Raw genomic sequence first — 20617 nt, 5'->3', positions numbered from 1 at the left:
AACGGGGTCTCCGAATCAAGTTCTCCGAACGCCCTGCAGACTCTCCACACCAGGTGAGAGCATTTCACCGAAGCGGAGAATCCATCGTCACCGAAACGGAGATTCCATGCCAGACCCGCAGCGCGCTACCGGATCAACCCTTCCGCGGCGGCAGCTGGGCCGTTATCTAGTCGAGTGGCGCACACGCGCCGGGTACACCCAGGTACGCGCGGCTCAACTGCTGGAAATGGGTGCGACAAGCCTGAACCGCCTGGAGAAGGGCGAGGTTGGTCGAATCAAATCCATTGTCATCCAAGCTATTTGCGATCTCTACGGAATACCGCCAGACCTGGCGGTCGCTTTGAAAGGACTGGCCCAGCAAGCGAATGTGAAGTCTTGGTGGCACCAGTACGGCGATTTGATCCCGAACAACTTCGATGTCTACGTTGGTCTCGAAACCGCTGCCAGCCGAATCATCACCTACCAGCCCGACTTGATTCCTGGCCTACTTCAGACGGCCGACTACAACCGCTCTCTAGTTCGGTCGATCTGGCCTGATGAGAAACCTGAACAGTGGGAACAACGAGTCCAGATAAAGACTCAACGGCAGACCGTCGTCACCAGAAAGACGCAACCAGTGCTCCTCGACGTCGTGATCGGCGAGGCGGCCCTGCGTCGCGTCGCAGGCAGTCACTCGACCATGGCTGCTCAGCTGCGCCACCTTGCCGACATCGGCACACGAGACAACGTCTCCGTACGCATACTCGGGTACGACGCCGGTTTCCCAGATGGGATATCGATGCCCCCGTTCGTAGTTCTTACGTTCGGCGAGACACCGACCGGTGAACAGGTCGAGCCTCCCGTGGTCTTTCTCGAGGGCGCTGTCGGCGACATGTACCTTGAGAAGGAAGACGACGTGCGGCTTTACCATCGGCGGTACGACAGCATCAGGGCTGCGGCCTTGGACGAGACGGTGAGCAGGAACCTGCTTAGGTGGGTGGCAAGGGAGCATGAGCAACGTGAACGTTGACCTATCTGGCGCGAAGTGGTTCAAGAGCAGTCGCAGCCAGGGCGGCAAGGAATGCGTCGAGGTCGCCTTCCTCGACCACGGCATGGTCGGCGTCCGCGACAGCAAGAACCCCTCCGGCCCGGCGCTCACCTTCACCCCTACCGAATGGAACGCCTTCGTCACCAATGCGAAGGGCGGCGCGTTCGACCAGGAGTAAGCATCGTCGTCGGATTCAGCGACCCTGTTCGGGCTTCGCGGCGTGAGGCGCCGACAGCTGCATATCTGAAAACTGTTCGCTCCCAGAGCTTTTCGCCGCTCTCCGCTTCGCTCCAACTGGGCGCATGGTCTACATACGAAGCACTCCGAGGTGTCGCAGCCTCGAGGTAGCTTCGCGTCCATGCCCGCCAACCCGTCGAATCCGCACGATGCCTACTTCCGGCGCGTACTGAGCCGTCCCGCCGATGCCGCGTGCGAACTTCGCGCGGCGCTCCCGGCGGCCATCACCGACCGGATCGACTGGGACACATTACGTTTGCAGCCGGGCAGCTTCGTCTCCGCGGACCTGCGCTCCTGCTACAGCGACCTGCTCTACCGCACTCGCCTCGACGGCCATACCGCCTACATCTGCATGCTGATCGAACACCAAAGCCGCAGCGACCATTTCATGGCCTTGCGCATTCTGGAATACCTTGTCGGCATCTGGAATCAGCACCGCAGCCAGCATCCCGAGGCACGGACACTGCCCGCGGTGATCCCGCTGGTCGTCCACAGCAATCACGCCGGCCGCCCCTGCTGATCGACGACCTGCGTGCACTGCTGTTCGGCCCCGAGGGGAAGGCACAGTTCCAGGCCGTCATCGCCTACGTGATGACCGTCAGCGACACCTCCGAAGCTAACCTTCTCCCGTTGGTCGATCAGCTCGGACCGCCAGCCAAGGAGGCAATCGTGACCACTGCCGAACGGCTCCGCGCCGAAGAAGAAGCCCGCGGACGCGGCGAAGCACTGATCGAACTGCTCACGCTCAAATTCGGCCCACTGCCCACCCACGTCATCGAAACCATTCACACGGGCACCCCCGAACAAGTACGCACCTGGACAGCACGTGTCCTCACCGCGACCACACTGGACGAGGTCTTCGCCTGATCGCGCCCCCTCCTGGCTTCCGGCGTGAGTTCGCAGGGCGTCGGCGTGGTCATGGAGGCCGACCCCCTGTGTGACCCTGCGCGGCGTGCGGGCCACGGGCACCACCACGGTCACCTCGACGCTGCTGGGCACGCTGCGCGAAGATGCCCGCTCCCGTCAGGAGTTCTTCTCGCTCACCGGCATCGCGCCCTGAGGCGAGCCCGGCGTCAGCCGCCGGGTCGAGTGCCGGCCACGGCGAATGCGACCGCCTCGGCCGCATTCGCCGCCCGGTGACTCCCCTCGACGGCCGCGCCCTCGGCGACCGCCGCCATCACTCCGGTTCCGCCGCCGCACAACACGACTGCGCCGGCCCCAGCCAGCAGCCGGCCGACCTCCCACGCGATGGCGGCCTCGGCATCCGTGCAGTCCCGCGGCCCGCAGACCGCGACCTGAACAGGGGGCATCTCGCATACTCCTCGGACCTGCCGTTCGGTGATGATCAGGCTAATCCGGTCCGTGGCTCCCGAAACCGGTGGGCGCACCACCGACGCGACAGGCGGACGGCCTACTGCCGCGGCGGGAACGGTGGCAGCAACGGCGGAATGGTGGGCACCACGATCGGTGGCAGGCCGGGGACGACGATGGTCGGGGGCCCCGGCGGCGGGGCCGAGGTGGTGGTCGGCGCCTGCCAGGGGGGAGTCGGCGCGGCCAGGGAAGCGTTGGTGGCATCGGTGGTCGGCGCCACCGAGGGGTCCGCGGACGCTTTCGGCGGAGCGGCGGGTACCGAACTGGGGGCAGAGGTGTTGCTCTGGGAATCACCGCGGAGGACCGATTGACCCCAGCCGAGTCCGATCCCGAGCGCGGCGACGACGACCAACGCACCGACCGCCACCCCGGCTACGCTCAATTCCCGGCGGCGACCACCGCCGACGGCACCGAGCTTCCCGCCGAGTTCGGTCTTGCCGCGCGCCTTGTTCCGTTTGCGGGCACGTCGCAGCGCATCCTCGGACAACCACACCGGCGCCAATTGCACGGTGTCGTCGGCGGATCCGGGCCCGGTCGCCTGCGGGATGGGTGCGGCCACCTGCGCCGGGCGGGCGAGCAGCGCCGCGCCGCGCACGATCACGGTCTCCGGATCGGCGGGCACCAGCACGGGCATGCCCATCCACCGCTCCAGAATGCGCGCGATCAGGGGGATTCGGGCACACCCACCGATCACGAAGACCGCCTGCACCGCCTGTTCGGAGCGCATCATCACATCACGGGTCATACGGGCCGACGATTCGACCGCGAGCATGATCAGCGCTTCGAAGTTCTCCTGCGACAGCAACACCAGGCCGTGCTCGGACGGGACCGCGACCGCCGTGGTGCTCGACAGCTGTTCCTTGGCCTGCCGGCACACGCCGTCCAGGGCCGCCAAACCCTGTGCGGTGGGCGGGTGTTCGATCCGGCCGGACGCGATCTGCTGCTCGCGGATCAGCGAATCCAGATAGTCGCCGCTGATGTCGCTGGTGCGCTCGCTGTGGCTCACCTTCCCGGATTCCACGTCGATCACGCTGACCGAGAGCCCGGAACTGCCGAGATCGTAGAGCGCGACCGTGCGATAACCCTGCAGTTCACCGGTGGCGCGCAGGAATTCCCGCGCCGCCGCGACCTCGGGCACGAGTTCGTAATTGGTGAGCTGACGGCGCGCGAGGGCGCCCCGCAGCGTGCGCGCATGTTGTTCGTTGCGATAGGCCAGTGCGGTCGCGGCGATCTCCGGCGCGGAACCGAAGACGGCGCCGACGGTTTCGGCGGCCACATCGTCCATGGACTGCTGTTCGGCGACGGGCATCGCCTGTACGTCGAAGGCGGTGGAGACGAATCGTTCGGCGGAATTACCGGGATGTGGGATCGCGACGCGAATGGCGCCGGCCCCCACCGAAACTCCCAGTACCGAACTCATCTGCCGCCCATCTCGTTCACGCTTCACGACCGGTATGCCCGGCCCCCGCCCCGACGGCCTGCGCTGGGCCGTGCGAGCGAAACCGGGCCGCTGTGCGGGCCCGATGCGCATGCCTCAGGGCGCCGCCACTCTACCTGGCTCCCGCCACCCTACGACGTGCCGAGTCCCGCGTACACCCATCCCGCGGCGGTCCACTCGGCGCGCTCGAGACAGTTGCGTCCGTCGATGATGGAACGCCCGCGCACCACCGGCTCGAGGTCGCGCGGCGAGAGTGCGGTGAACTCGTCCCATTCCGTGAGGATGAGCACCACATCCGCCCGATCACACGCCTCCGTCACCGAGGTCGCGTAGTTCAGCGTGGGAAACACCCGCCGCGAGTTCTCCAGCGCTTTCGGGTCGTAGACGGTGACGACGGCGCCGTGCAGCTGGATCATTCCGGCCACGTTCAGGGCTGGCGAATCACGCACATCGTCGGATTCCGGTTTGAAGGCCGCACCCAGCACCGCCACATTGGCGCCCAGCAGCGAGCCGCCGCACGCCTTGGCCGCCATATCGACCACCTTGGTGCGCCGGCGCATATTGATGTTGTCGACCTCACGCAGGAACGCGACCGCGTGGTCGGCGCCGAGTTCCCCTGCGCGGGCCATGAACGCGCGGATGTCCTTGGGCAGGCAGCCGCCGCCGAAGCCGAGCCCGGCGTTGAGGAAACGCCGGCCGATGCGGGCGTCGTGACCCAGCGCGTCGGCCAGCATCGTGACATCGGCCCCGGTCGCCTCGCAGACCTCGGAGACGGCATTGATGAACGAGATCTTCGTGGCCAGGAACGCGTTGGCGGACACCTTCACCAGTTCCGCGGTGGCCAGGTCGGTGAGCAGGAACGGCACCTGCGCGGCGATCAGGTCGGCGTAGATCTCGCGCACCTGCGCGCGCACCCATTCGGCGCGCTCGCGTTCGGCGTCGACACCGAGAACCAGCCGATCGGGCCGCAGGGTGTCACGCACCGCGAACCCCTCCCGCAGGAATTCCGGATTCCAGGCGACCTCGACGTCGGTGCGGGCGCGGGCCCGCATCCGGCGGCCCAGTTCCGCGGCCGTGCCGACGGGCACCGTCGACTTGCCGATCAGCACCGACGGCCGCTCCAACAGCGGCGCCAGCGAATCGGCCACGGCGTGTACATATTTCAGATCCGCGCCGTATTCGCCCTTCTTCTGCGGGGTGCCGACACCGAGGAAATGGGCGTCGGCGTACGCGGCCGCTTCCTCGTAGGAGGTGGTGAAGCGCAGTCGCCCGGCATCGAGATTGCGGCGCAGCACCGCCTCCAGGCCGGGTTCGTAGAACGGCACGACGCCGTCGGATAATTTGGCGACCTTGCCGGGGTCGATATCCACCCCGAGCACCTCGTGACCGAGCTCGGCCATGCAAGCGGCATGGGTGGCTCCCAGATATCCCGTCCCGAATACCGTCAGACGCATAGTCGATTGATACGCGCCGGGTATGGCCGGTCCGCGTCCACGAGGCGAGGGCGCAGGCAACAGTGGGTGTACAGGGAGAAACCGTCGCCGATCAGCGCATTCGCCGACCACCTACCATCGCAGGGTGCGAAAACGGTGGTGGGTGCGCGGCGCGGTGGGGGCGGTGCTCGTGCTCGCCGTCGCGGTGGCGGCGCTGTGGCCGGTGTACGTGCGCCCGCGGACCGACGACCCGCGCGCGGCCGATGCCATCGTGGTCCTCGGCGGCGCCCACGACGGCCGTGAGGAGCTGGCGTTGCGCCTGGCCCACGACGGTTACGCGCCGCAGGTGGTGTTCTCCGATCCCTACGACCACTCCCCGCTGATCAATCGAATCTGTCACGGCGGCTACAGCTTCCGCGTGAGCTGCTTCGATCCCGAGCCGCGCACCACGCGCGGCGAGGGACGCGAACTGGCCACCCGCGCCGCCCGGGAGAACTGGCGGCGGGTGATCGTGGTGACCTTCACTCCACACATCTCCCGCGCCCGATATGTGCTCGGCAAGTGCTGGGGCGGTGAGATTCTCCTCGTCGACGCGCATCCGCACATCGGTGTCGCGCGGTGGGCCTACCAGTACCTGTATCAGTCCTCGGGGTACGTCAAAGCCGCATTCGAGGACTGCTGAACTGGTTCAGCCCGGCATCCGCTCCACGGCCAGGAACCCGCTGCCCCGGCGATGCCCGCACCGGCCGGTCCGCCATCTCACCGATCGGTGCCAGGAAACCCTTGTGCCGCACTGCCTTCCCGAAGCACCGGGCCCGAGTAACCAGCGATGCGCACCCGCTCGTCCATGCGATCGCGGATGTGGCGAACGCGTTCGTCCACCGCGGTCCGCGGCGTGTACGCCGACACCGAGAGTGCGTACAGCGCCGCCGCGTCGTCGGACTCCACCCGCCGTTCCCGCAGCGCCACACCGAGGTCCGTGCCGTATCCCAAGTCGACGGCGGCGCGGTCGGCCCGGTAGTCGATGCGGCGCACCACCGGCACGAGCGCGCAGGCCGCCACCTCCGGAGCGATTCGCAGCAGCAGCGCGGCCGGAAGTCCCACGATCACAGTGGTAGCCGCGATCGCGGGGCAGGCGACCAGCACCCGGCTGACCGCACTCCAGCCGATCCCGAAAATCCGGGCCGCCGGTGGCGCCATCCGTCGTGTCAGCCACGCTCCGGCCGCGGCCGGACCCGCGAGCAACACCCGCTCCAGCCATACCAGCGGCAGGTTGAAATACCGGAATACGCACTGGCACAACGCTACTCGACCCTCGGACCGATACCCGAGTTCACGGGCCAGCACCGCTTCGAGTTGCCGTGGGGGCGCACCGAGCACGGCGGAGGGGACCGCGATCATCCGCCGGGGCAGCAGCAATTCACGCTCGCTCTCCCGGATCCACAGCGAATGCGAGGAGGACGCGATGCCGGACCGCCGGGCCAGCCGCTCCCACGCCGTCGTCAGCGCATGCCGCTCCGCGGAGGTGGGCGCGCGCACCCCGAAACGCGCCGTCAACCACCGCCGCTCGGCGCCCAGGAAGAACACCACCGCGGCGAGAGCACACACCGCCAGCCACGCGATGGCGAGGATGCCGAGGGTGCCGAAGCCCATCGCCAAACCTAGCCCGTAGAGCAGCACCGTGAGGATCGCGGCGGTGGGCGCGGCGGCCAGTACCAGCGCCGTCCAGGAGCGGATCCGGTCGGTCGCGGAGGGCCGGATGGCCGCGCCCGCACCGGGGTCGTTCGCCTTCGCTGTCGAGTCACAGGTCATGCACCACGGTAAAGGGAGAGCGCAAAGTCGCAGGTCGCGGGGCCGTTACACGGCGGTAACCGAGCGGCAAAACGGACACCACACGGAGCCTGCACCCTCGAAAGGCCGCGCCGAGCGCGGAAACGATGAGGAGTAGATCGTGGTTGATGTGCAAACCCGTCCGGCGACAGCTGCCGCCGCGACGAAGGAAACCCTCGAGGACTACACGCTGCGCTTCGCGCCCCGCAGCTACCGCAAATGGAGTCCGGCCGTGGTCGGCGTCTCCGCGCTGGGCGGCATCGCCTACCTCGCGGATTTCTCCATCGGCGCGAACATCGGCATCGCGAACGGCACCGGAAACGCGTTGCTGGGCATCGGAATCTTCGCGATCATCATCATGATCACCGGATTTCCGCTGGCCTACTACGCCGCCCGCTACAACATCGATCTGGATCTGATCACTCGCGGCAGTGGGTTCGGATACTACGGTTCGGTGATCACCAACCTGGTGTTCGCCTCGTTCACCTTCATCTTCTTCGCCACCGAGGGTTCGATCATGGCGCAGGGGCTGAATCTGGGCCTGCACATCCCGCTGTGGCTGGGTTATCTGCTCTCCACAGTGCTGATTTTTCCGCTGGTCGTCTACGGCATGAATACGCTGGCGAAACTGCAGGTGTGGACGACGCCGCTGTGGCTGCTGCTGATGGTGTTGCCGTTCGCGTTCCTGCTGATCCGCCACCCCGAATCGATCGATTCGTTCTTCGCCTACGGCGGTAAGGACGGTACGGGCGTGAGCCTTTCCGGTGCACTGCTGGCCGCCGGCGTCTGTCTCTCACTGATCGCCCAGATCGCCGAGCAGATCGATTATCTGCGGTTCATGCCGCCGAAAACCCCGGAGAACGCGCGCAAATGGTGGGGCTGGATGCTGCTGGCGGGGCCGGGCTGGGTGATCTTCGGTGCCGTCAAACAGGTCGTCGGCCTGTTCCTCGCGGTCTATCTGATCGCGAATCTGCCGGGGGCGCAGGACATCGCGAATCAACCGGTGCATCAATTCCTGGAAATCTACCGCGATATGGTTCCGTCCTGGCTGGCGATGACGCTCGCGGTGGTGCTGGTGGTCATCTCACAGATCAAAATCAATGTGACCAACGCTTATTCGGGTTCGCTGGCGTGGACCAACTCGTTCACCCGCGTGACGAAGACCTATCCGGGCCGGCTGGTATTCCTCGGGGTGAACCTGGCGATCGCGCTGATCCTGATGGAAGCCAATATGTTCGACTTTCTCAACGACATCCTCGGCTTCTACGCCAACTGCGGTATCGCCTGGATCGTCACCGTCGCAACGGATATCGCGGTCAACAAGTATCTGCTGAAGCTCTCGCCGAAACAGCCCGAATTCCGGCGCGGCATGCTCTACAACTTCAACCCCGTCGGCCTGGTCGGCTTCGGACTGTCGGCGGTGCTGTCGATCATGACCTTCTTCGGTGTGTTCGGCGCGGCATTGAAACCGTATTCGCCGATCGTCGCCGTCGTGATCGCCTTCGTGGCCACCCCGCTCACCGCCGTCCTCACCAAGGGCAAGTACTACCTGCGCCGCGACGACGACGGAATCGAACTGGACATGTTCGATGAACACGGCAATCCTTCAGGTGAAACCCTCACCTGCCACGTCACCGGAATGGACTTCGAACGTCCCGACATGATCGCCTCCGCGGTTCCGGGACCAGAGGGCGAAATCCAATACATCAGCTCACTGGCACTGTCGACGGACAAGTCAGGCGCGCACGTGCTTCCGCCCAGCTGACGCCGGATGCCGAGCCGGCGCGGCCGCGATTGCGCGCCGCGCCGGTTCGGGTGGCGCCCGGCGACCGACACCTTACGATTTCCGGCGAAACTCCAGAACCCCTCGTAGTCCGCGCGCCGCCCGTCATGCCAGGTGAGCAGCTCCCGGAACATCGTCGAGGTCGTGCTGCGCTCGTTCAGGAATCGAGCGGCTGCGGAATCGAATCCTCCGGCAGCGGGAAGTTCATATAAGCGCGCGAAGGCGTCGGCCCGCGCTGGCCCTGATATTTCGAGCCGGCCGCCACGCTGCCGTACGGATGTTCCGAGGGACTGCTCAGGCGGAACAGACACAGCTGGCCGATCTTCATCCCCGGCCACAGCGTGATCGGCAGATTCGCCACATTCGACAATTCCAGCGTGATGTGACCGCTGAAACCCGGGTCGATGAATCCGGCCGTGGAATGGGTGAGCAGGCCCAGCCGCCCGAGGCTCGATTTACCCTCCAGGCGTCCGGCCAGATCGTCGGGCAGGGTGCAGACCTCGAGCGTCGAGCCGAGGACGAATTCGCCCGGATGCAGGACGAACGGCTCGCCCTGATCGGGTTCGACCAGGCTGGTCAGCTCGTCCTGGCGCTGCGCGGGATCGATATGGGTGTAACGAGTGTTGTTGAACACCCGGAACATTCGATCCAGCCGCACATCGATGCTCGACGGCTGAACCAATTTCTCGTCGAACGGTTCCAGCCCGAGCCGTCCGGCGGCCAGCTCGGCACGAATGTCGCGATCGGAAAGCAGCACGGCGGTCAGCCTAGTAACCCGTGTTCGCGGGCTCGCAGCCGCACAGCGAGCCGGGACGACATTCGACCCATCCGCGGTGCCGCGCGACACGAATTCCGTGCTGTCATCCACACACCGTGCGACCGCCGGGTCGTCCGAGAGAAAGTGATGAACCGATGAGAAGCATGAAGCGTGCCGTCGTCACGGCGGCGCTTGTTTCGACCGCGGCCCTGCTGGGAGTGTCGGCCTGCTCTTCCGACGACAACTCCGGTTCGGGGTCGTCGACCACGATGAGCAGGACCAGCAGCATGACCGCGCCCAGCGGTACGGCCACCGACGCCATGGCCGGCTTGGTCGGCCCCGGCTGCAAGGCCTATGCCGAGCAGGTGCCCTCGGGTCCCGGCTCGGTCGAGGGCATGGCGCAGGATCCCGTCGCGACGGCCGCCTCCCACAATCCGATGCTGACCACGCTCACCGCCGCGGTGTCCGGGAAGCTGAACCCACAGGTCAACCTGGTCGACACCCTGAACGGTGGCCAGTTCACCGTCTTCGCTCCCACCGACGACGCCTTCGCCAAGCTGGCGCCGGCCACCGTCGACAGCCTGAAGACCGACAGCGCCACCCTCACCAAGATCCTCAGCTACCACGTGGTGCCGGGGCAGATCGCGCCCGATGCCATCGCGGGTGAGCACAAGACGGTCGAGGGCGGCACGGTGAACGTGACTCGTTCCGGCGACACCATCAAGGTCGGCGACGCGACGGTCGTCTGCGGTGGCGTGAAGACCGCGAATGCGACGGTCTATCTGATCGACACCGTGCTGATGCCGCCCGCCTGAGTTGTCACTGCGGCCGTTCGCGCTGGTCGGAGACCATATCGGCGCGGTACCGCACGCGAGCTAAAACGTCCCGAAATCCGCGCCCATCCGGCAAGCTGGTCATGTCGAACCTCTTCCCATGTATGCAGGGACGCGCTCATGACCGGCGATCCGGAGTTCACCTCGATCCGCCTGGCCGATACCGATGACACTCCGTCGTGTCCGCCGGGCGGCGGCGAGCGTGCGGAAACGCAGCGTGAGCTCGCCACTCTGCTCGCGGCCGCCGCCACCGGCAACCGCGAGGCGTTCACGCGCTTCTATCGGGCGACCAGCGCGAGGGTGTTCGGCCTCGCCTTGCGCATCCTGCGCAGTCACACCGCCGCCGAGGAGGTCACGCAGGAGGTGTATCTGCAGGCCTGGACGACCGCCGAACGCTACGACCCCGCGCTGGCCAGCCCGATCGGGTGGCTGATGATGCTCACCCATCGGCGTGCCGTGGACCGCGTACGCATCGAGGAGTCGGCTACGGCCCGCGATCGCGTCTACGGTCACGCCCACCTGGGACGTGACCACGACACCGTCGCCGAAACGGTCGGTCAGCGGCTGGAAGAGCAGGCGGTGCTGCGCTGCCTGGACACCCTCACCGCGACCCAGCGGGAGGCGATCGCGCTGGCCTACTACAGCGGACGCACCTACCGAGAGGTCGCCGAACATCTCGATGCGCCACTGCCCACCGTCAAGAGCCGTATCCGGGATGCGCTGAAGCGGCTCCAGATCTGCCTTTCGGGGGTGGCCTCCCATGCCTGACACATCCGACCACGAGCTGCTCGACCTGGCCTACCCCTACGCTCTGGACGCGGTCGGCGATTCCGAGCGCGACGAGATCGAACAACGCGTCGCCGACGCCGGCCCGGACACGAGCCAGGCCTTCTCGGTGGTGGTTCGCGCAGTCCGCGAGACGATGGGTGCGTTGTCGGTCCTCGATGCGAAAGAGCCCACGCCGGAATTGGAGGGGCGCATACTCGCCGCACTCGACCGCGCGCGGCCCGCCGATCCGTCCGCCGCGGTTCCGCTCACCCGACCGTCCAGGAGGTCTCGGCTACGTTGGCTGGCCGCGGCGGCCGCGGTAGTGGTGGCGGCCGGAGTCGGCGGCGGCATCGTCGCCCAGCAACACGCCGGGCAGACCGCGAATCCACCGATGGCGGAACAGATCATGCGGCAACCGGACGCACACACCGCGAGCGCGCCGCTCAGTACCGGCGGCGTGCTGATGGTGCACGCGTCCAACGAAATGGGTGCGGCCACAGTGGCTTTCGAGAGCATGCCGCCGGCGCCGCAGGGCCATGTATACCAGCTGTGGGTGGTACCGCCGACCGGCGCGCCGCGCTCGGCCGGGGTGATGGACCACGTACCGAGTCCGTCCGCGCCGATGGTGGCCACCTACGCCGGGGGCGACGCACTGGCCATCACCGTCGAACCCGCGGGCGGCTCCCCGGCCCCGACCACGGCCCCGATCGGCACCATGCCGATGAGCTGACGATCGGCGCCGTCCGCGCGGACCGGCGTCACGAATTCCTCATCCCGCCTGGGAATCGAGGACCTCATGATCGACACGGATACGCGCGGGCCCACCGCGCACCGCAGCACGCTCGGATTCGCCGCTGCCGCGCTCGCCGGAATACTGGCGGGTGCGGCGGTGCTGGGCATCGGCGAACTCGTGGGCGCGATCCTCGACCCACGCTCCTCGCCGTTCTTCGCCGCCGGGGCGACGGTCGTCGATCACACGCCGCAGCAACTGCGCGAGCAGGCGATCCGACGGTTCGGCAGTCACGACAAGGATGTGCTGTTCGCCGCTTTGGGCGCGGCGATGGTGGTGCTTGCCGCCCTGTGCGGTGTGCTCGAACGTCGCCGCCGCATCGGCAGCGCGATATTCGCCGTCCTGGGTATCGCGATCACCGTTGCGGCACTGCATCGTCCGAATGCGCAGTGGTGGTTCGCGATTCCGACCGCGGTCGGTGTGGTGGCGGGGCTGATCGTCTTGCGGCTACTGGTCCCACAAGGAGGCCGGCGCGACGAAGGTCGGGACCCCGAGGAGGCTCGGGACCGCGACCGCGTCCCGGACCACGGCGATATCCCCGGTGCCACTCGATTGGCGCGGCGGCGCTTTCTGACGATGGCGGCCGGGGTCGGCGCGATCGCGGTCGGCGCCGCGGCGGCGGGACGATTCGTGTCACAACGGCTACGGGACGTGGCCGCGGACCGGGCGCGATTCATCGTGCCCAAGGCAGTTTCGGCGGCCGCGCCGGTCACCCCGGCCATGACCCGCTCGGTGCCGGGGCTCACCGCATTCGTCACGCCCGGCGCCGACTTCTACCGGGTCGACACCGCGCTGCAGGTGCCCGCCGTCAGCAGTACCGAGTGGAGGCTGCGCATCCACGGAATGGTCGAACGCACAGCGGAATTCACGATGGACGAGCTGCGTCGGCGGCCCGCGATCGCGCGCATGATCACCCTGACCTGTGTGTCCAACGAAGTGGGTGGCAACCTCACGGGCAATGCGGTGTGGACCGGCTACCGGCTGGCCGATCTGCTGCACGAGGCGGGTGTGCGTCCGGATGCCGATATGGTGTTGTCCCGCAGCGCCGACGGCTTCACCGCCGGGACGCCGATCCAGGCGATGACCGACGGGCGCGACGCGCTGCTCGCCGTCGGCATGAACGGCGCGCCGCTGCCCCTCGAACACGGCTACCCGGCGCGGCTCGTGGTTCCCGGCCTCTACGGCTACGTGTCCGCCACCAAATGGGTGGTCGACCTCGAAGTGACCAGATTCGATCGCGCACAAGCGTATTGGACCACCCGGGGATGGTCCGACCAGGCGCCGATCAAGACCGCATCCCGCATCGATGTCCCCGCCGCCTTCGCAACCCTGCCCGCCGGCCCGGTCGTAGTCGCCGGGGTCGCCTGGGCCCAGCATCGCGGTATCGCGTCCGTGGAGGTGCAGGTCGACGACGGCCCCTGGCTCGCCGCCGACCTGACCACCGAATACTCCCCCGACACCTGGCGTCAATGGACCTACCAATGGCAGGCCGCCCCGGGCACCCACACCCTCCGCGTCCGCGCCACCGACACCACCGGAACCACCCAGGCCGCTCAGCGCCACCCACCGATGCCGGACGGCGCGACGGGATGGCATTCCCGCACGGTCAGCGTGCGATGAGCGCAGGCGAACCGGCGCCACGCCCCTACAACCGCGCCGACTCGCGATCCGTATCGGTTCGCGACGCTCCCACATACGCCCGCCAGAGCGCCGCGTAGGTCCCGTCCGCCCGCAGCAGGTCCTCGTGCGGCCCGACCTCGGCCAGGCGCCCGCCCACCATCACCGCTACGACGTCGGAGTCCGCCGCGGTCGCCAGCCGATGCGCCACCACGATCGTGGTGCGGCCCGCGGTGAGCACATCGATGGCCGCGCGAACCCGGGCCTCGGTGGCGAGGTCGAGGGAGGCGGTGGCCTCGTCGAGGATGAGGATGTCGGGTTCGACGAGTTGGGCACGGGCGAGTGCGAGCAGTTGCCGCTGCCCGGAGGACAACAGCCTGCCCTGCGGGCCGATCGGGTGGTGATAGCCGAGGCCGAGTGCGGCGATCATCTCGTGCGCCCCGACTGCCCGGGCGGCCCATTCGATCTCCGCCGGATCGGCGTCCGGCCTGCCGTAGGCGATGGCGTCGCGCACAGTGTCGCCGAACAGGTACGGCTCCTGCGGCACCACGCCGAGGCGTTTGCGGTAGTCCTCCAGCCGGAACTCGCGAATATCCCTGCCGTCCACCAGAATTCGCCCCTCGGTCGGGTCGTAGTAGCGAGCCAGGAGTTTGACCAGCGTGGACTTTCCGGCCCCGGTCTCACCCACCAGCGCGATCCGCTGCCCAGGTTCGATTCGCAACGTCACGTCGTGCAGGACGGCGGTGTCCTCGGGCCGGTACCGGAACCCCACATTCCGGACCTCGATCGCCCCGTCGACCCGGTGCACCGCCCGCGGCCGCGCCGCCTGCGGGGTGGCGACCTCCACCGCGAACAAGCGGCCGAGCCGATCGACACCCACCACCGCCTGCTGATAACTGTCGAACACCTGCGAGAGCTGCTGAATCGGCGCGAACAGCAGATCGATGTAGAGCAGGAACGCGATCAGCGTCCCGGCGCCCAGCGCCGCGCCGCGCACCTGGTGCACACCCACGGCGAGGACAGCGGCCGTCGCGACCACCGACAGGAATTCGATGAACGGGAAGAACACGGCCATCAGGGTTTGGCTGCGCAGTCGCGCGTCGCGGTAGTCCCACGACAGCCGGTCGAATCTGTCCTGGTTCAGCGCTTCCCGGCGGTAGGCCTGGGTGACCTTGATGTTGTCCACGTTCTCCTGCAGGTAGGCGTTGACCGCGCTGACCTTGTCCCGCGCCTTGTTGTAGGCGGGCACCGACATCCGCCGGAACCACACCGTGGAGGCGATGAGGATCGGTATCAGCGCCAGCACCACCACCGCCAGCCGGGCGTCGATCACCAGCAGTGCGATCACCACGCCGCCGATGGTCAGCGATGAGGTCAACGCGGTCGACAGGCCGGTCTGCAGGAAGGTGGACAACCCGTCGACATCGGTGGTCATGCGGGTCATGATCCGGCCGCCGAGTTCGCGTTCGTAGTACTGCAGGCCGAGCCGCTGCAGCTGGGCGAACGTCTTCACCCGCACGCCGAACAGCAGCCGCTCCCCGGCCCGCCCGGTCACCCGGACCTGCGCGACGCTGATCGCCCAGTCGACGAGCACCACCCCGGCCGCGAGCGCCGCCGCGGCGAGCAGGACGTCCCGCGCGCCGACCAGAACTCCTCGGTCTATGCCGTAGCGCACCAGCACCGGAATCAGAATCTGCGCGATCGCATCCAGGGCGACCAGGCCCAGACCGGCCAGCAGCGGACCAGCGAACGGCCGCAGTAACCGGCGCAGTCCGAACGCGGGATCAGCTGTCCGCGTGAATGTTTCGGAGACGTCGGGTTCGCCCGTCACCGGTGGCAGTGCGTCGATGAGCGCTTGTACATCCCCGCTGGGCGGCGCGGAGGTCATCATGCCGCCGCCGCGCGCGAAACCGCCCGCTCCGGCCGCATGGTGCGAGAACGCCCGCGCCATCTGCTCCAGGGTTCGGCTCTCGTCGCCGTACTCGGCGGGTTCGGCCCAGAGTATCTCCGTTGGCACGACATCGGCCGTCGTGCGCAGGGCCGCACTGATTTCCGCCACATCCGGCGGTGTGAACAGCGTCGCGAACAGAGTGCCGGACCCCTGGAGTTCGGCAAGGGTGCCTGATTCGGCGACCCGGCCGTCGTTCAGGATCACCACCCGGTCGGCCAGGGCGAGGGTCGAAACACGGTGTGCCACCACCACCGTCGTACGGCGCCGCACCTCGGCGGCGATACGTTCGAAGATGGTCTGCTCGACCTTCGCATCGATCGCCGAGGTCGCATCGTCGAGCACCAGGACGGGGGCGTCGGTGATCAACGCGCGCGCCAGCGCCAGCCGCTGCCGCTGTCCACCCGAAAGCCGTTGCCCCCGTTCCCCGATCGGGGTGTCCAACTGCTCGGACAGCCGCCGGACGAATTCGTCGGCCGCCGCCAGGTACAGGGCGTGCCAGACCTGATCGTCGGTGGCATCCGGACGCCCGTAGGTCACATTCGCCCGGATGGTATCGGCCATCAGGTGGGTGTCCTCGAAGACGATGGCCACCCGACCGCGGATATCGGGCAACTCTCGCACATCCGCGCCGTCGAGCCGCACCACACCGGCATCCGGATCGATCAGCCGTGGCAGCAGTGCGGTGAGGGTCGATTTCCCGGACCCTGCGCCGCCCGCCAACGCCACCGTCGTACCGGCGGGGATGATCAGGTCCAGACGGTCGAGAACCGCGGTGCCGCCGATCCGCACGCTCACCTCGGACAGGTCGATCCGCGGCGGCGCGCCGGTCGCAGTGAACGGTGCGGCCGCCGCCTCCCGGCCCGGGCCCGCGTCGATGACCTCGCGCACCCGATCCAGCGACGCCTTCCCCTGCTGACTCACCGTGAGCAATGTCGAGAACTGCCGCACCGGACTCACGAACGACCCCAGATACGTCATGAAGGCCAGAAACGTGCCGAGGCTGATGCTCTGCTGGAGGGCGAGCATTCCGCCCACCACCAGGATGAACACCTGTCCCAGGGCCGGCAGGGCCGCCATCGCGGGGGTGAATCGGCTGGTGATCCGCACCACACGCAGCCGTGACCGGAACAAGTCGCGGGCACGCCGCTCCAGTTCACCGGTCTCCCGGCGCTCCTGTCCGAACCCCTTGACCACGCGCACCCCGGCGACCGCCGACTCCACCCGCATCGCCACCTCCGCCGCCTGGGCTTGCGCATCCCAGTTGGCGGGGAACAGTTCTCGCTGCGAGCGCCGGGTGACGAACCACAGTGCCGGCAGCAACACCAGCGCGATGGCTGCCAGCGGCAATGACATCGTCGCCATCAGCACCAGCGCCGCCACCAGCAGCGCCGCATTGCCGGTGACGATCGGAATCAGTTGCAGGAACATCTGAATCAGCGTGATGTCACTGATCGCGCGGCTCACCACCTGGCCGGTGGACACCGCCATCTGTTCGCGGCCGGGCATCCGCACCAGCGCGGCGAACAGATCCGACCGCAGATCGAACTGCACGCCCAGCGACAGCCTGGACGAGCACACCCTGCGCAGCATCGACAGCCCGAACCGGAGCACACCGATGACGATCAGGGCGGTGACGGCGGCGGCCAGCGGTATTCGGGAATTGCCCAGCGTATCGACGACATGCCGCACCACCAGGGGTACTACCGCGGTCGACGCGGCACTACCGAGGGCGCCTATGGCCGCACCCGCGACGGCACGCGGATGCGACAGACACCGATGCAGCAGATACCGCACCCATCCCTGACCGGCAGCCGAATCCGTCCGGCTCACTGAGCGATCGCCGCATCGGCGGCCACAGTGAACCGGTTCTCCGGACGCGCCAATCCGTAGTGCCCACGCAACGTGGTCGCCTCGTATTCGGTACGGAACAGTCGGCGCTCCTGCAGAATCGGCACCACCTCGTCCACGAACCTCTCCAGCCCCGAGGGCAGGGCGGCCGGCATCACGTTGAATCCGTCGGCGGCGCCATCGGTGAACCACTCCTGGATGGTGTCGGCGACCTGTTCCGCGGTGCCCGCGAATGTCCGGTGGCCGCGACCGCCGCCGAGGCGCGCGATCAGCTGACGCACTGTGAGTCGTTCCCGGCGAGCGAGATCGACGATCAACGTGAACCGGCTCTTCGCACCCTGGATCTGGTCCTCGGTCGGGAGATCCGCGGGCAGCTCACTGTCCAGATCCAGCGCCTCCACCGGCAGCTTGAATCGCTCGGCGAGAGTGCGCCGCTGGTATTCCGGCTGGATGAGGTGGGTCAGTTCGTCGTCGAGTTCGCGGGCGTGCGCCTCGGTGTCGCCGATCACCGGGACGATACCCGGCAGAATCTTGACGGTGTCGGGGTCACGCCCGAGCCGGCGAGCCCGGTCCTTCAGGTCGGCATAGAACTGCTTGCCGTCCTCGAGGGTCTGCTGTGCGGTGAAGACCGCCTCGGCGTAGCGGGCGGCGAACCCCTTCCCGTCCTCGGACGAACCCGCCTGCACCAGAACGGGATAGCCCTGCGGCGACCGCGGCACATTGAGCGGCCCCGCCACCCGGAAGAACTCGCCGACATGGTTGATCTCGCGCACCTTGTCGGGATCGGAGTGGATGCCCAGTTGCTTGTCGCCGATGAAGGCGTCGTCGTCCCAGCTGTCCCAGAGTTTGGTCGCCACATCGACGAATTCGGCGGCCTTCTCGTAGCGCAGCCGGTGATCGGGCACGTCGTCGAGGCCGAAATTGCGGGCCGCGTCGGCCCCGGCGGTCGTGACGATATTCCAGCCCACCCGGCCACCGGACACCCAGTCCACCGAGGCGAATCGCCGGGCCAGATTGTAGGGATCGTTGTAGCTGGTCGACGCGGTGGCGATGAGGCCGATGCGGCTGGTGCGCAGGGCGATCGCGGTCAGCAGGATCGTCGGCTCCAGCTTACCGGCCGGCCGGCGGCCGGGGTCGCCTTGCAGCACCGGCGAATCCGCGAAGAAGATCGAGTCGAAGAGTCCGCGCTCGGCGATCTCGGCCAGCCGGATGTAGTGCTCGATATTCAGATGCGCCAACGGGTCCGATTCCGGCAGCCGCCACGACGCCTCGTGGTGGCCGGTCGACATCAGGAACGCGTTCAAGTGCAGGGTTCTGGTCATCGGGAGACGAAATTCTTTCCGGTAGTGAATGATCGGCGCTCAGGCCGCGATCGGATGTGCGCCCAGCGCGCTCAACAGCGAGCGACGGATCTGCTGGAACTGTGGTTGCGCCGGGTCGCGCGGGCCGTCGATGTCGATATCGATGTCGACGTCGATGCGACCGCGATCCAGGATCAGCACCCGCTGCGCGAGGGTGATGGCCTCGTCGACGTCGTGGGTCACCAGCAGTACCGTCGGGCGATGGGCCACGACGAGGCGGCGCAACAGGGCGTGCATGCGGATGCGAGTCAGCGCGTCCAGGGCGCCGAAGGGTTCGTCGGCCAGCAGCAGGTCCGGCTCGCCCACCAAAGCTCGGGCCAGCGCCGCACGCTGCTGCTCGCCACCGGAAAGCTCTCCAGGCCACGCTTTTTCGCGCCCGGCCAGGCCGACTTCGCCGAGCAACTCGGAGGCCGCGGCCCGGCGGGAACGGGGCTGACCGTAGAGGACGTTGGGCAGTACCCGTTTCCAGGGCAGCAGCCGGGAATCCTGGAACACCATGGATGTCCGGTCCGGCACCCGCAACAGGCCCTCGCCCGCCACACCGTGGTCGATGCCGGCCAGTGCCCGCAGCAACGTGGACTTGCCGGATCCGCTCTTGCCCAGCAGAGCCACGAACTGGCCGTCGGGGAGGTCAGATCGACGTTGTCGAGTACGGCTCGGCCGCCGAATCTGCGGGTCAGTCCGTCCAGTTGCACACCCGCACCGGGGTCGGGGGTCAGTCCGCCAGAGTTTGCCGCCACGACAGCACCTTTCGCTCCAGGATCCGGATTCCGGAATCGCATGCCAGGCCGAAGATTCCGTAGACGGCGAGCCCGACGAGGATGACGTCGGCCTGGCCGTAGTTCTGGGCGTCCTGCATCATCTTCCCCAGACCGTCGGTCGCGTTGACCGACTCGACGACGACCAGCACCAGCCAGGACGTATTCACCGCGAGCCGCAACCCGAGAAAGAAGCCCGGCAGCGATCCGGGAATCACTACCTGCCTGATGAAGTCGAAGCGGGAAACGCTTTGGATCTCCGACAATTCGACGAGCCGCCGATCGATCCCGGTCAGTGCGGAATGCGTGGGTACGTAGAGGGTGACCGCGGCCGCGAGCATGATCAGCACGATCTTGAAACTGTTGCCGATACCCAGCCACAGAATCATCAACGGAACCAGGCCGAGGGTGGGAATCGAGCGTTTGAGTTGAACCACGCCGTCCACCAACGACTCTCCGATCCGGGAGAGGCCGGCGATCAACGCGAGGGCGGTGCCGATCAGAATTCCCAGGAACACCCCCGTGGCCACGCGCTGCATGGACACCGCGATAGTGGTGAGCAACCGACCGTCGGTGAGCAATTCCCAGGCGGTCGACACGACCGTCCACGGTGGGGACAATTTGCGCGGATCGAGTAGTCCGAAATAGGCCCCCGCGGACCAGGCGGCGAGCAGCAGCATCACGCCGAGCAACCGGGCGAACGGGATCTGTCGGCGCAGACCGAGGCGGCGACGGGCCGGTCGCGCGGTGAAGCCGGCGGCCGAGCGGCCGGGTGCGGCGAGCGTAGGAAGATGTGCGGAGACGACGGTCATGGG

The 20617-nt window shown here is 67.5% G+C and carries 19 protein-coding genes and 1 pseudogene; 11 read left to right on the top strand and 9 right to left on the bottom strand.

Annotated elements, in window-relative coordinates; genetic code table 11:
* The first annotated feature begins 106 nt into the window (after positions 1-106).
* The 5 genes from C5E41_RS05745 to C5E41_RS05725 all read left to right on the top strand — a co-directional run bounded on the left by C5E41_RS05745 (position 107) and on the right by C5E41_RS05725 (position 2324).
* Entirely contained in the window at positions 107-1009 is a 903-nt protein-coding gene (locus C5E41_RS05745; RefSeq protein ID WP_104374764.1) for a helix-turn-helix domain-containing protein, read from the top strand.
* Complete coding sequence (locus C5E41_RS05740) at positions 999-1205, top strand: DUF397 domain-containing protein (protein WP_104374763.1); 207 nt, start codon at positions 999-1001, stop codon at positions 1203-1205. The genes C5E41_RS05745 and C5E41_RS05740 overlap by 11 nt, the downstream gene beginning before the upstream one ends.
* Positions 1206-1385: 180 nt before the next feature.
* Positions 1386-1784 carry an Rpn family recombination-promoting nuclease/putative transposase gene (locus tag C5E41_RS05735; protein ID WP_104374762.1) on the top strand — a complete coding sequence of 133 codons (399 nt, stop codon included), beginning with the start codon at positions 1386-1388 and terminating at the stop codon, positions 1782-1784.
* 149 nt (positions 1785-1933) lie between these two features.
* Positions 1934-2131 (top strand): hypothetical protein, encoded by a 198-nt coding sequence (locus tag C5E41_RS05730; RefSeq protein ID WP_146097466.1) that lies wholly within the window; start codon positions 1934-1936, stop codon positions 2129-2131.
* An 85-nt stretch (positions 2132-2216) separates the two neighbouring features.
* Positions 2217-2324: a hypothetical protein gene (locus C5E41_RS05725; protein ID WP_439956433.1), complete on the top strand. Its 108-nt coding sequence runs from the start codon at positions 2217-2219 to the stop codon at positions 2322-2324.
* Positions 2325-2337: 13 nt separating this feature from the next.
* Here the strand turns inward: C5E41_RS05725 and C5E41_RS05720 are convergent, their stop codons facing one another.
* From C5E41_RS05720 to C5E41_RS05710, 3 genes are all read right to left on the bottom strand, one after another.
* Positions 2338-2574: a hypothetical protein gene (locus tag C5E41_RS05720; protein WP_258080757.1), complete on the bottom strand. Its 237-nt coding sequence runs from the start codon at positions 2572-2574 to the stop codon at positions 2338-2340.
* 101 nt (positions 2575-2675) lie between these two features.
* A complete protein-coding gene (locus tag C5E41_RS05715; protein WP_104374760.1) occupies positions 2676-4055 on the bottom strand; it encodes an Hsp70 family protein in 1380 nt (459 codons plus the stop codon).
* Positions 4056-4204: 149 nt separating this feature from the next.
* Positions 4205-5527, bottom strand: a complete 1323-nt coding sequence (locus tag C5E41_RS05710) for a UDP-glucose dehydrogenase family protein (RefSeq protein WP_104374759.1) — start codon at positions 5525-5527, stop codon at positions 4205-4207.
* Between the two features lie 124 nt (positions 5528-5651).
* Here C5E41_RS05710 and C5E41_RS05705 point away from each other — a divergent pair, with 124 nt between their 5' ends.
* A complete protein-coding gene (locus C5E41_RS05705; RefSeq protein WP_258080756.1) occupies positions 5652-6188 on the top strand; it encodes a YdcF family protein in 537 nt (178 codons plus the stop codon).
* Between the two features lie 77 nt (positions 6189-6265).
* On the opposite strand, the gene C5E41_RS05700 is transcribed toward C5E41_RS05705, so the two are convergent.
* On the bottom strand, positions 6266-7318 hold the full coding sequence (locus C5E41_RS05700) for a hypothetical protein (RefSeq protein ID WP_104374757.1): 1053 nt from the start codon (positions 7316-7318) through the stop codon (positions 6266-6268).
* Positions 7319-7457: 139 nt separating this feature from the next.
* Here C5E41_RS05700 and C5E41_RS05695 point away from each other — a divergent pair, with 139 nt between their 5' ends.
* Positions 7458-9101, top strand: a complete 1644-nt coding sequence (locus tag C5E41_RS05695) for a purine-cytosine permease family protein (RefSeq protein ID WP_258080755.1) — start codon at positions 7458-7460, stop codon at positions 9099-9101.
* Between the two features lie 175 nt (positions 9102-9276).
* Here the strand turns inward: C5E41_RS05695 and dcd are convergent, their stop codons facing one another.
* Positions 9277-9876, bottom strand: coding sequence for a dCTP deaminase (gene dcd, locus C5E41_RS05690; protein WP_104374755.1), 600 nt, complete (start codon positions 9874-9876; stop codon positions 9277-9279).
* Between the two features lie 155 nt (positions 9877-10031).
* Here dcd and C5E41_RS05685 point away from each other — a divergent pair, with 155 nt between their 5' ends.
* From C5E41_RS05685 to C5E41_RS05670, 4 genes are all read left to right on the top strand, one after another.
* Positions 10032-10691, top strand: coding sequence for a fasciclin domain-containing protein (locus C5E41_RS05685; protein ID WP_104374754.1), 660 nt, complete (start codon positions 10032-10034; stop codon positions 10689-10691).
* A gap of 138 nt (positions 10692-10829) precedes the next feature.
* A complete protein-coding gene (gene sigK, locus C5E41_RS05680) occupies positions 10830-11477 on the top strand; it encodes an ECF RNA polymerase sigma factor SigK (RefSeq protein WP_104374753.1) in 648 nt (215 codons plus the stop codon).
* Positions 11470-12207, top strand: a complete 738-nt coding sequence (locus C5E41_RS05675; RefSeq protein ID WP_104374752.1) for an anti-sigma factor — start codon at positions 11470-11472, stop codon at positions 12205-12207. Before sigK ends, C5E41_RS05675 begins: the two co-directional genes overlap by 8 nt.
* Positions 12208-12273: 66 nt before the next feature.
* On the top strand, positions 12274-13887 hold the full coding sequence (locus tag C5E41_RS05670; RefSeq protein WP_104374751.1) for a molybdopterin-dependent oxidoreductase: 1614 nt from the start codon (positions 12274-12276) through the stop codon (positions 13885-13887).
* A 25-nt stretch (positions 13888-13912) separates the two neighbouring features.
* Here C5E41_RS05670 and C5E41_RS05665 read toward each other — a convergent pair whose 3' ends face one another.
* The 4 genes and pseudogenes from C5E41_RS05665 to C5E41_RS05650 form a co-directional block, all read right to left on the bottom strand.
* On the bottom strand, positions 13913-17665 hold the full coding sequence (locus tag C5E41_RS05665) for an ABC transporter ATP-binding protein (RefSeq protein ID WP_181063107.1): 3753 nt from the start codon (positions 17663-17665) through the stop codon (positions 13913-13915).
* Positions 17662-19005 carry an LLM class flavin-dependent oxidoreductase gene (locus C5E41_RS05660; RefSeq protein ID WP_104374749.1) on the bottom strand — a complete coding sequence of 448 codons (1344 nt, stop codon included), beginning with the start codon at positions 19003-19005 and terminating at the stop codon, positions 17662-17664. The genes C5E41_RS05665 and C5E41_RS05660 overlap by 4 nt, the downstream gene beginning before the upstream one ends.
* 39 nt (positions 19006-19044) lie before the next feature.
* Positions 19045-19784 (bottom strand): annotated as a pseudogene (locus tag C5E41_RS05655) (ABC transporter ATP-binding protein).
* A complete protein-coding gene (locus C5E41_RS05650; RefSeq protein WP_104374748.1) occupies positions 19760-20614 on the bottom strand; it encodes an ABC transporter permease in 855 nt (284 codons plus the stop codon). The pseudogene C5E41_RS05655 and the gene C5E41_RS05650 overlap by 25 nt, the downstream one beginning before the upstream one ends.
* Positions 20615-20617 lie beyond the last annotated feature (3 nt).

This window comes from Nocardia nova (genome assembly GCF_002933465.1).
In the GTDB taxonomy this organism is placed as follows: domain Bacteria; phylum Actinomycetota; class Actinomycetes; order Mycobacteriales; family Mycobacteriaceae; genus Nocardia; species Nocardia nova_B.
The sequence above is the reverse complement of the archived record's forward strand: the minus strand, read 5'-3'. Positions and strand labels throughout refer to the sequence as shown.

Bases quoted from the DNA above. Each gene is read 5' to 3' on its own strand.
- C5E41_RS05670 (WP_104374751.1), top strand. From the start codon at position 12,274: ATGATCGACACGGATACGCGCGGGCCCACCGCGCACCGCAGCACGCTC.
- C5E41_RS05710 (WP_104374759.1), bottom strand. From the start codon at position 5,527: ATGCGTCTGACGGTATTCGGGACGGGATATCTGGGAGCCACCCATGCC.
- C5E41_RS05660 (WP_104374749.1), bottom strand. From the start codon at position 19,005: ATGACCAGAACCCTGCACTTGAACGCGTTCCTGATGTCGACCGGCCAC.
- C5E41_RS05745 (WP_104374764.1), top strand. From the start codon at position 107: ATGCCAGACCCGCAGCGCGCTACCGGATCAACCCTTCCGCGGCGGCAG.
- sigK (WP_104374753.1), top strand. From the start codon at position 10,830: ATGACCGGCGATCCGGAGTTCACCTCGATCCGCCTGGCCGATACCGAT.
- C5E41_RS05675 (WP_104374752.1), top strand. From the start codon at position 11,470: ATGCCTGACACATCCGACCACGAGCTGCTCGACCTGGCCTACCCCTAC.
- C5E41_RS05650 (WP_104374748.1), bottom strand. From the start codon at position 20,614: ATGACCGTCGTCTCCGCACATCTTCCTACGCTCGCCGCACCCGGCCGC.
- C5E41_RS05685 (WP_104374754.1), top strand. From the start codon at position 10,032: ATGAGAAGCATGAAGCGTGCCGTCGTCACGGCGGCGCTTGTTTCGACC.
- C5E41_RS05715 (WP_104374760.1), bottom strand. From the start codon at position 4,055: ATGAGTTCGGTACTGGGAGTTTCGGTGGGGGCCGGCGCCATTCGCGTC.
- C5E41_RS05735 (WP_104374762.1), top strand. From the start codon at position 1,386: ATGCCCGCCAACCCGTCGAATCCGCACGATGCCTACTTCCGGCGCGTA.
- C5E41_RS05720 (WP_258080757.1), bottom strand. From the start codon at position 2,574: ATGCCCCCTGTTCAGGTCGCGGTCTGCGGGCCGCGGGACTGCACGGAT.
- C5E41_RS05700 (WP_104374757.1), bottom strand. From the start codon at position 7,318: ATGACCTGTGACTCGACAGCGAAGGCGAACGACCCCGGTGCGGGCGCG.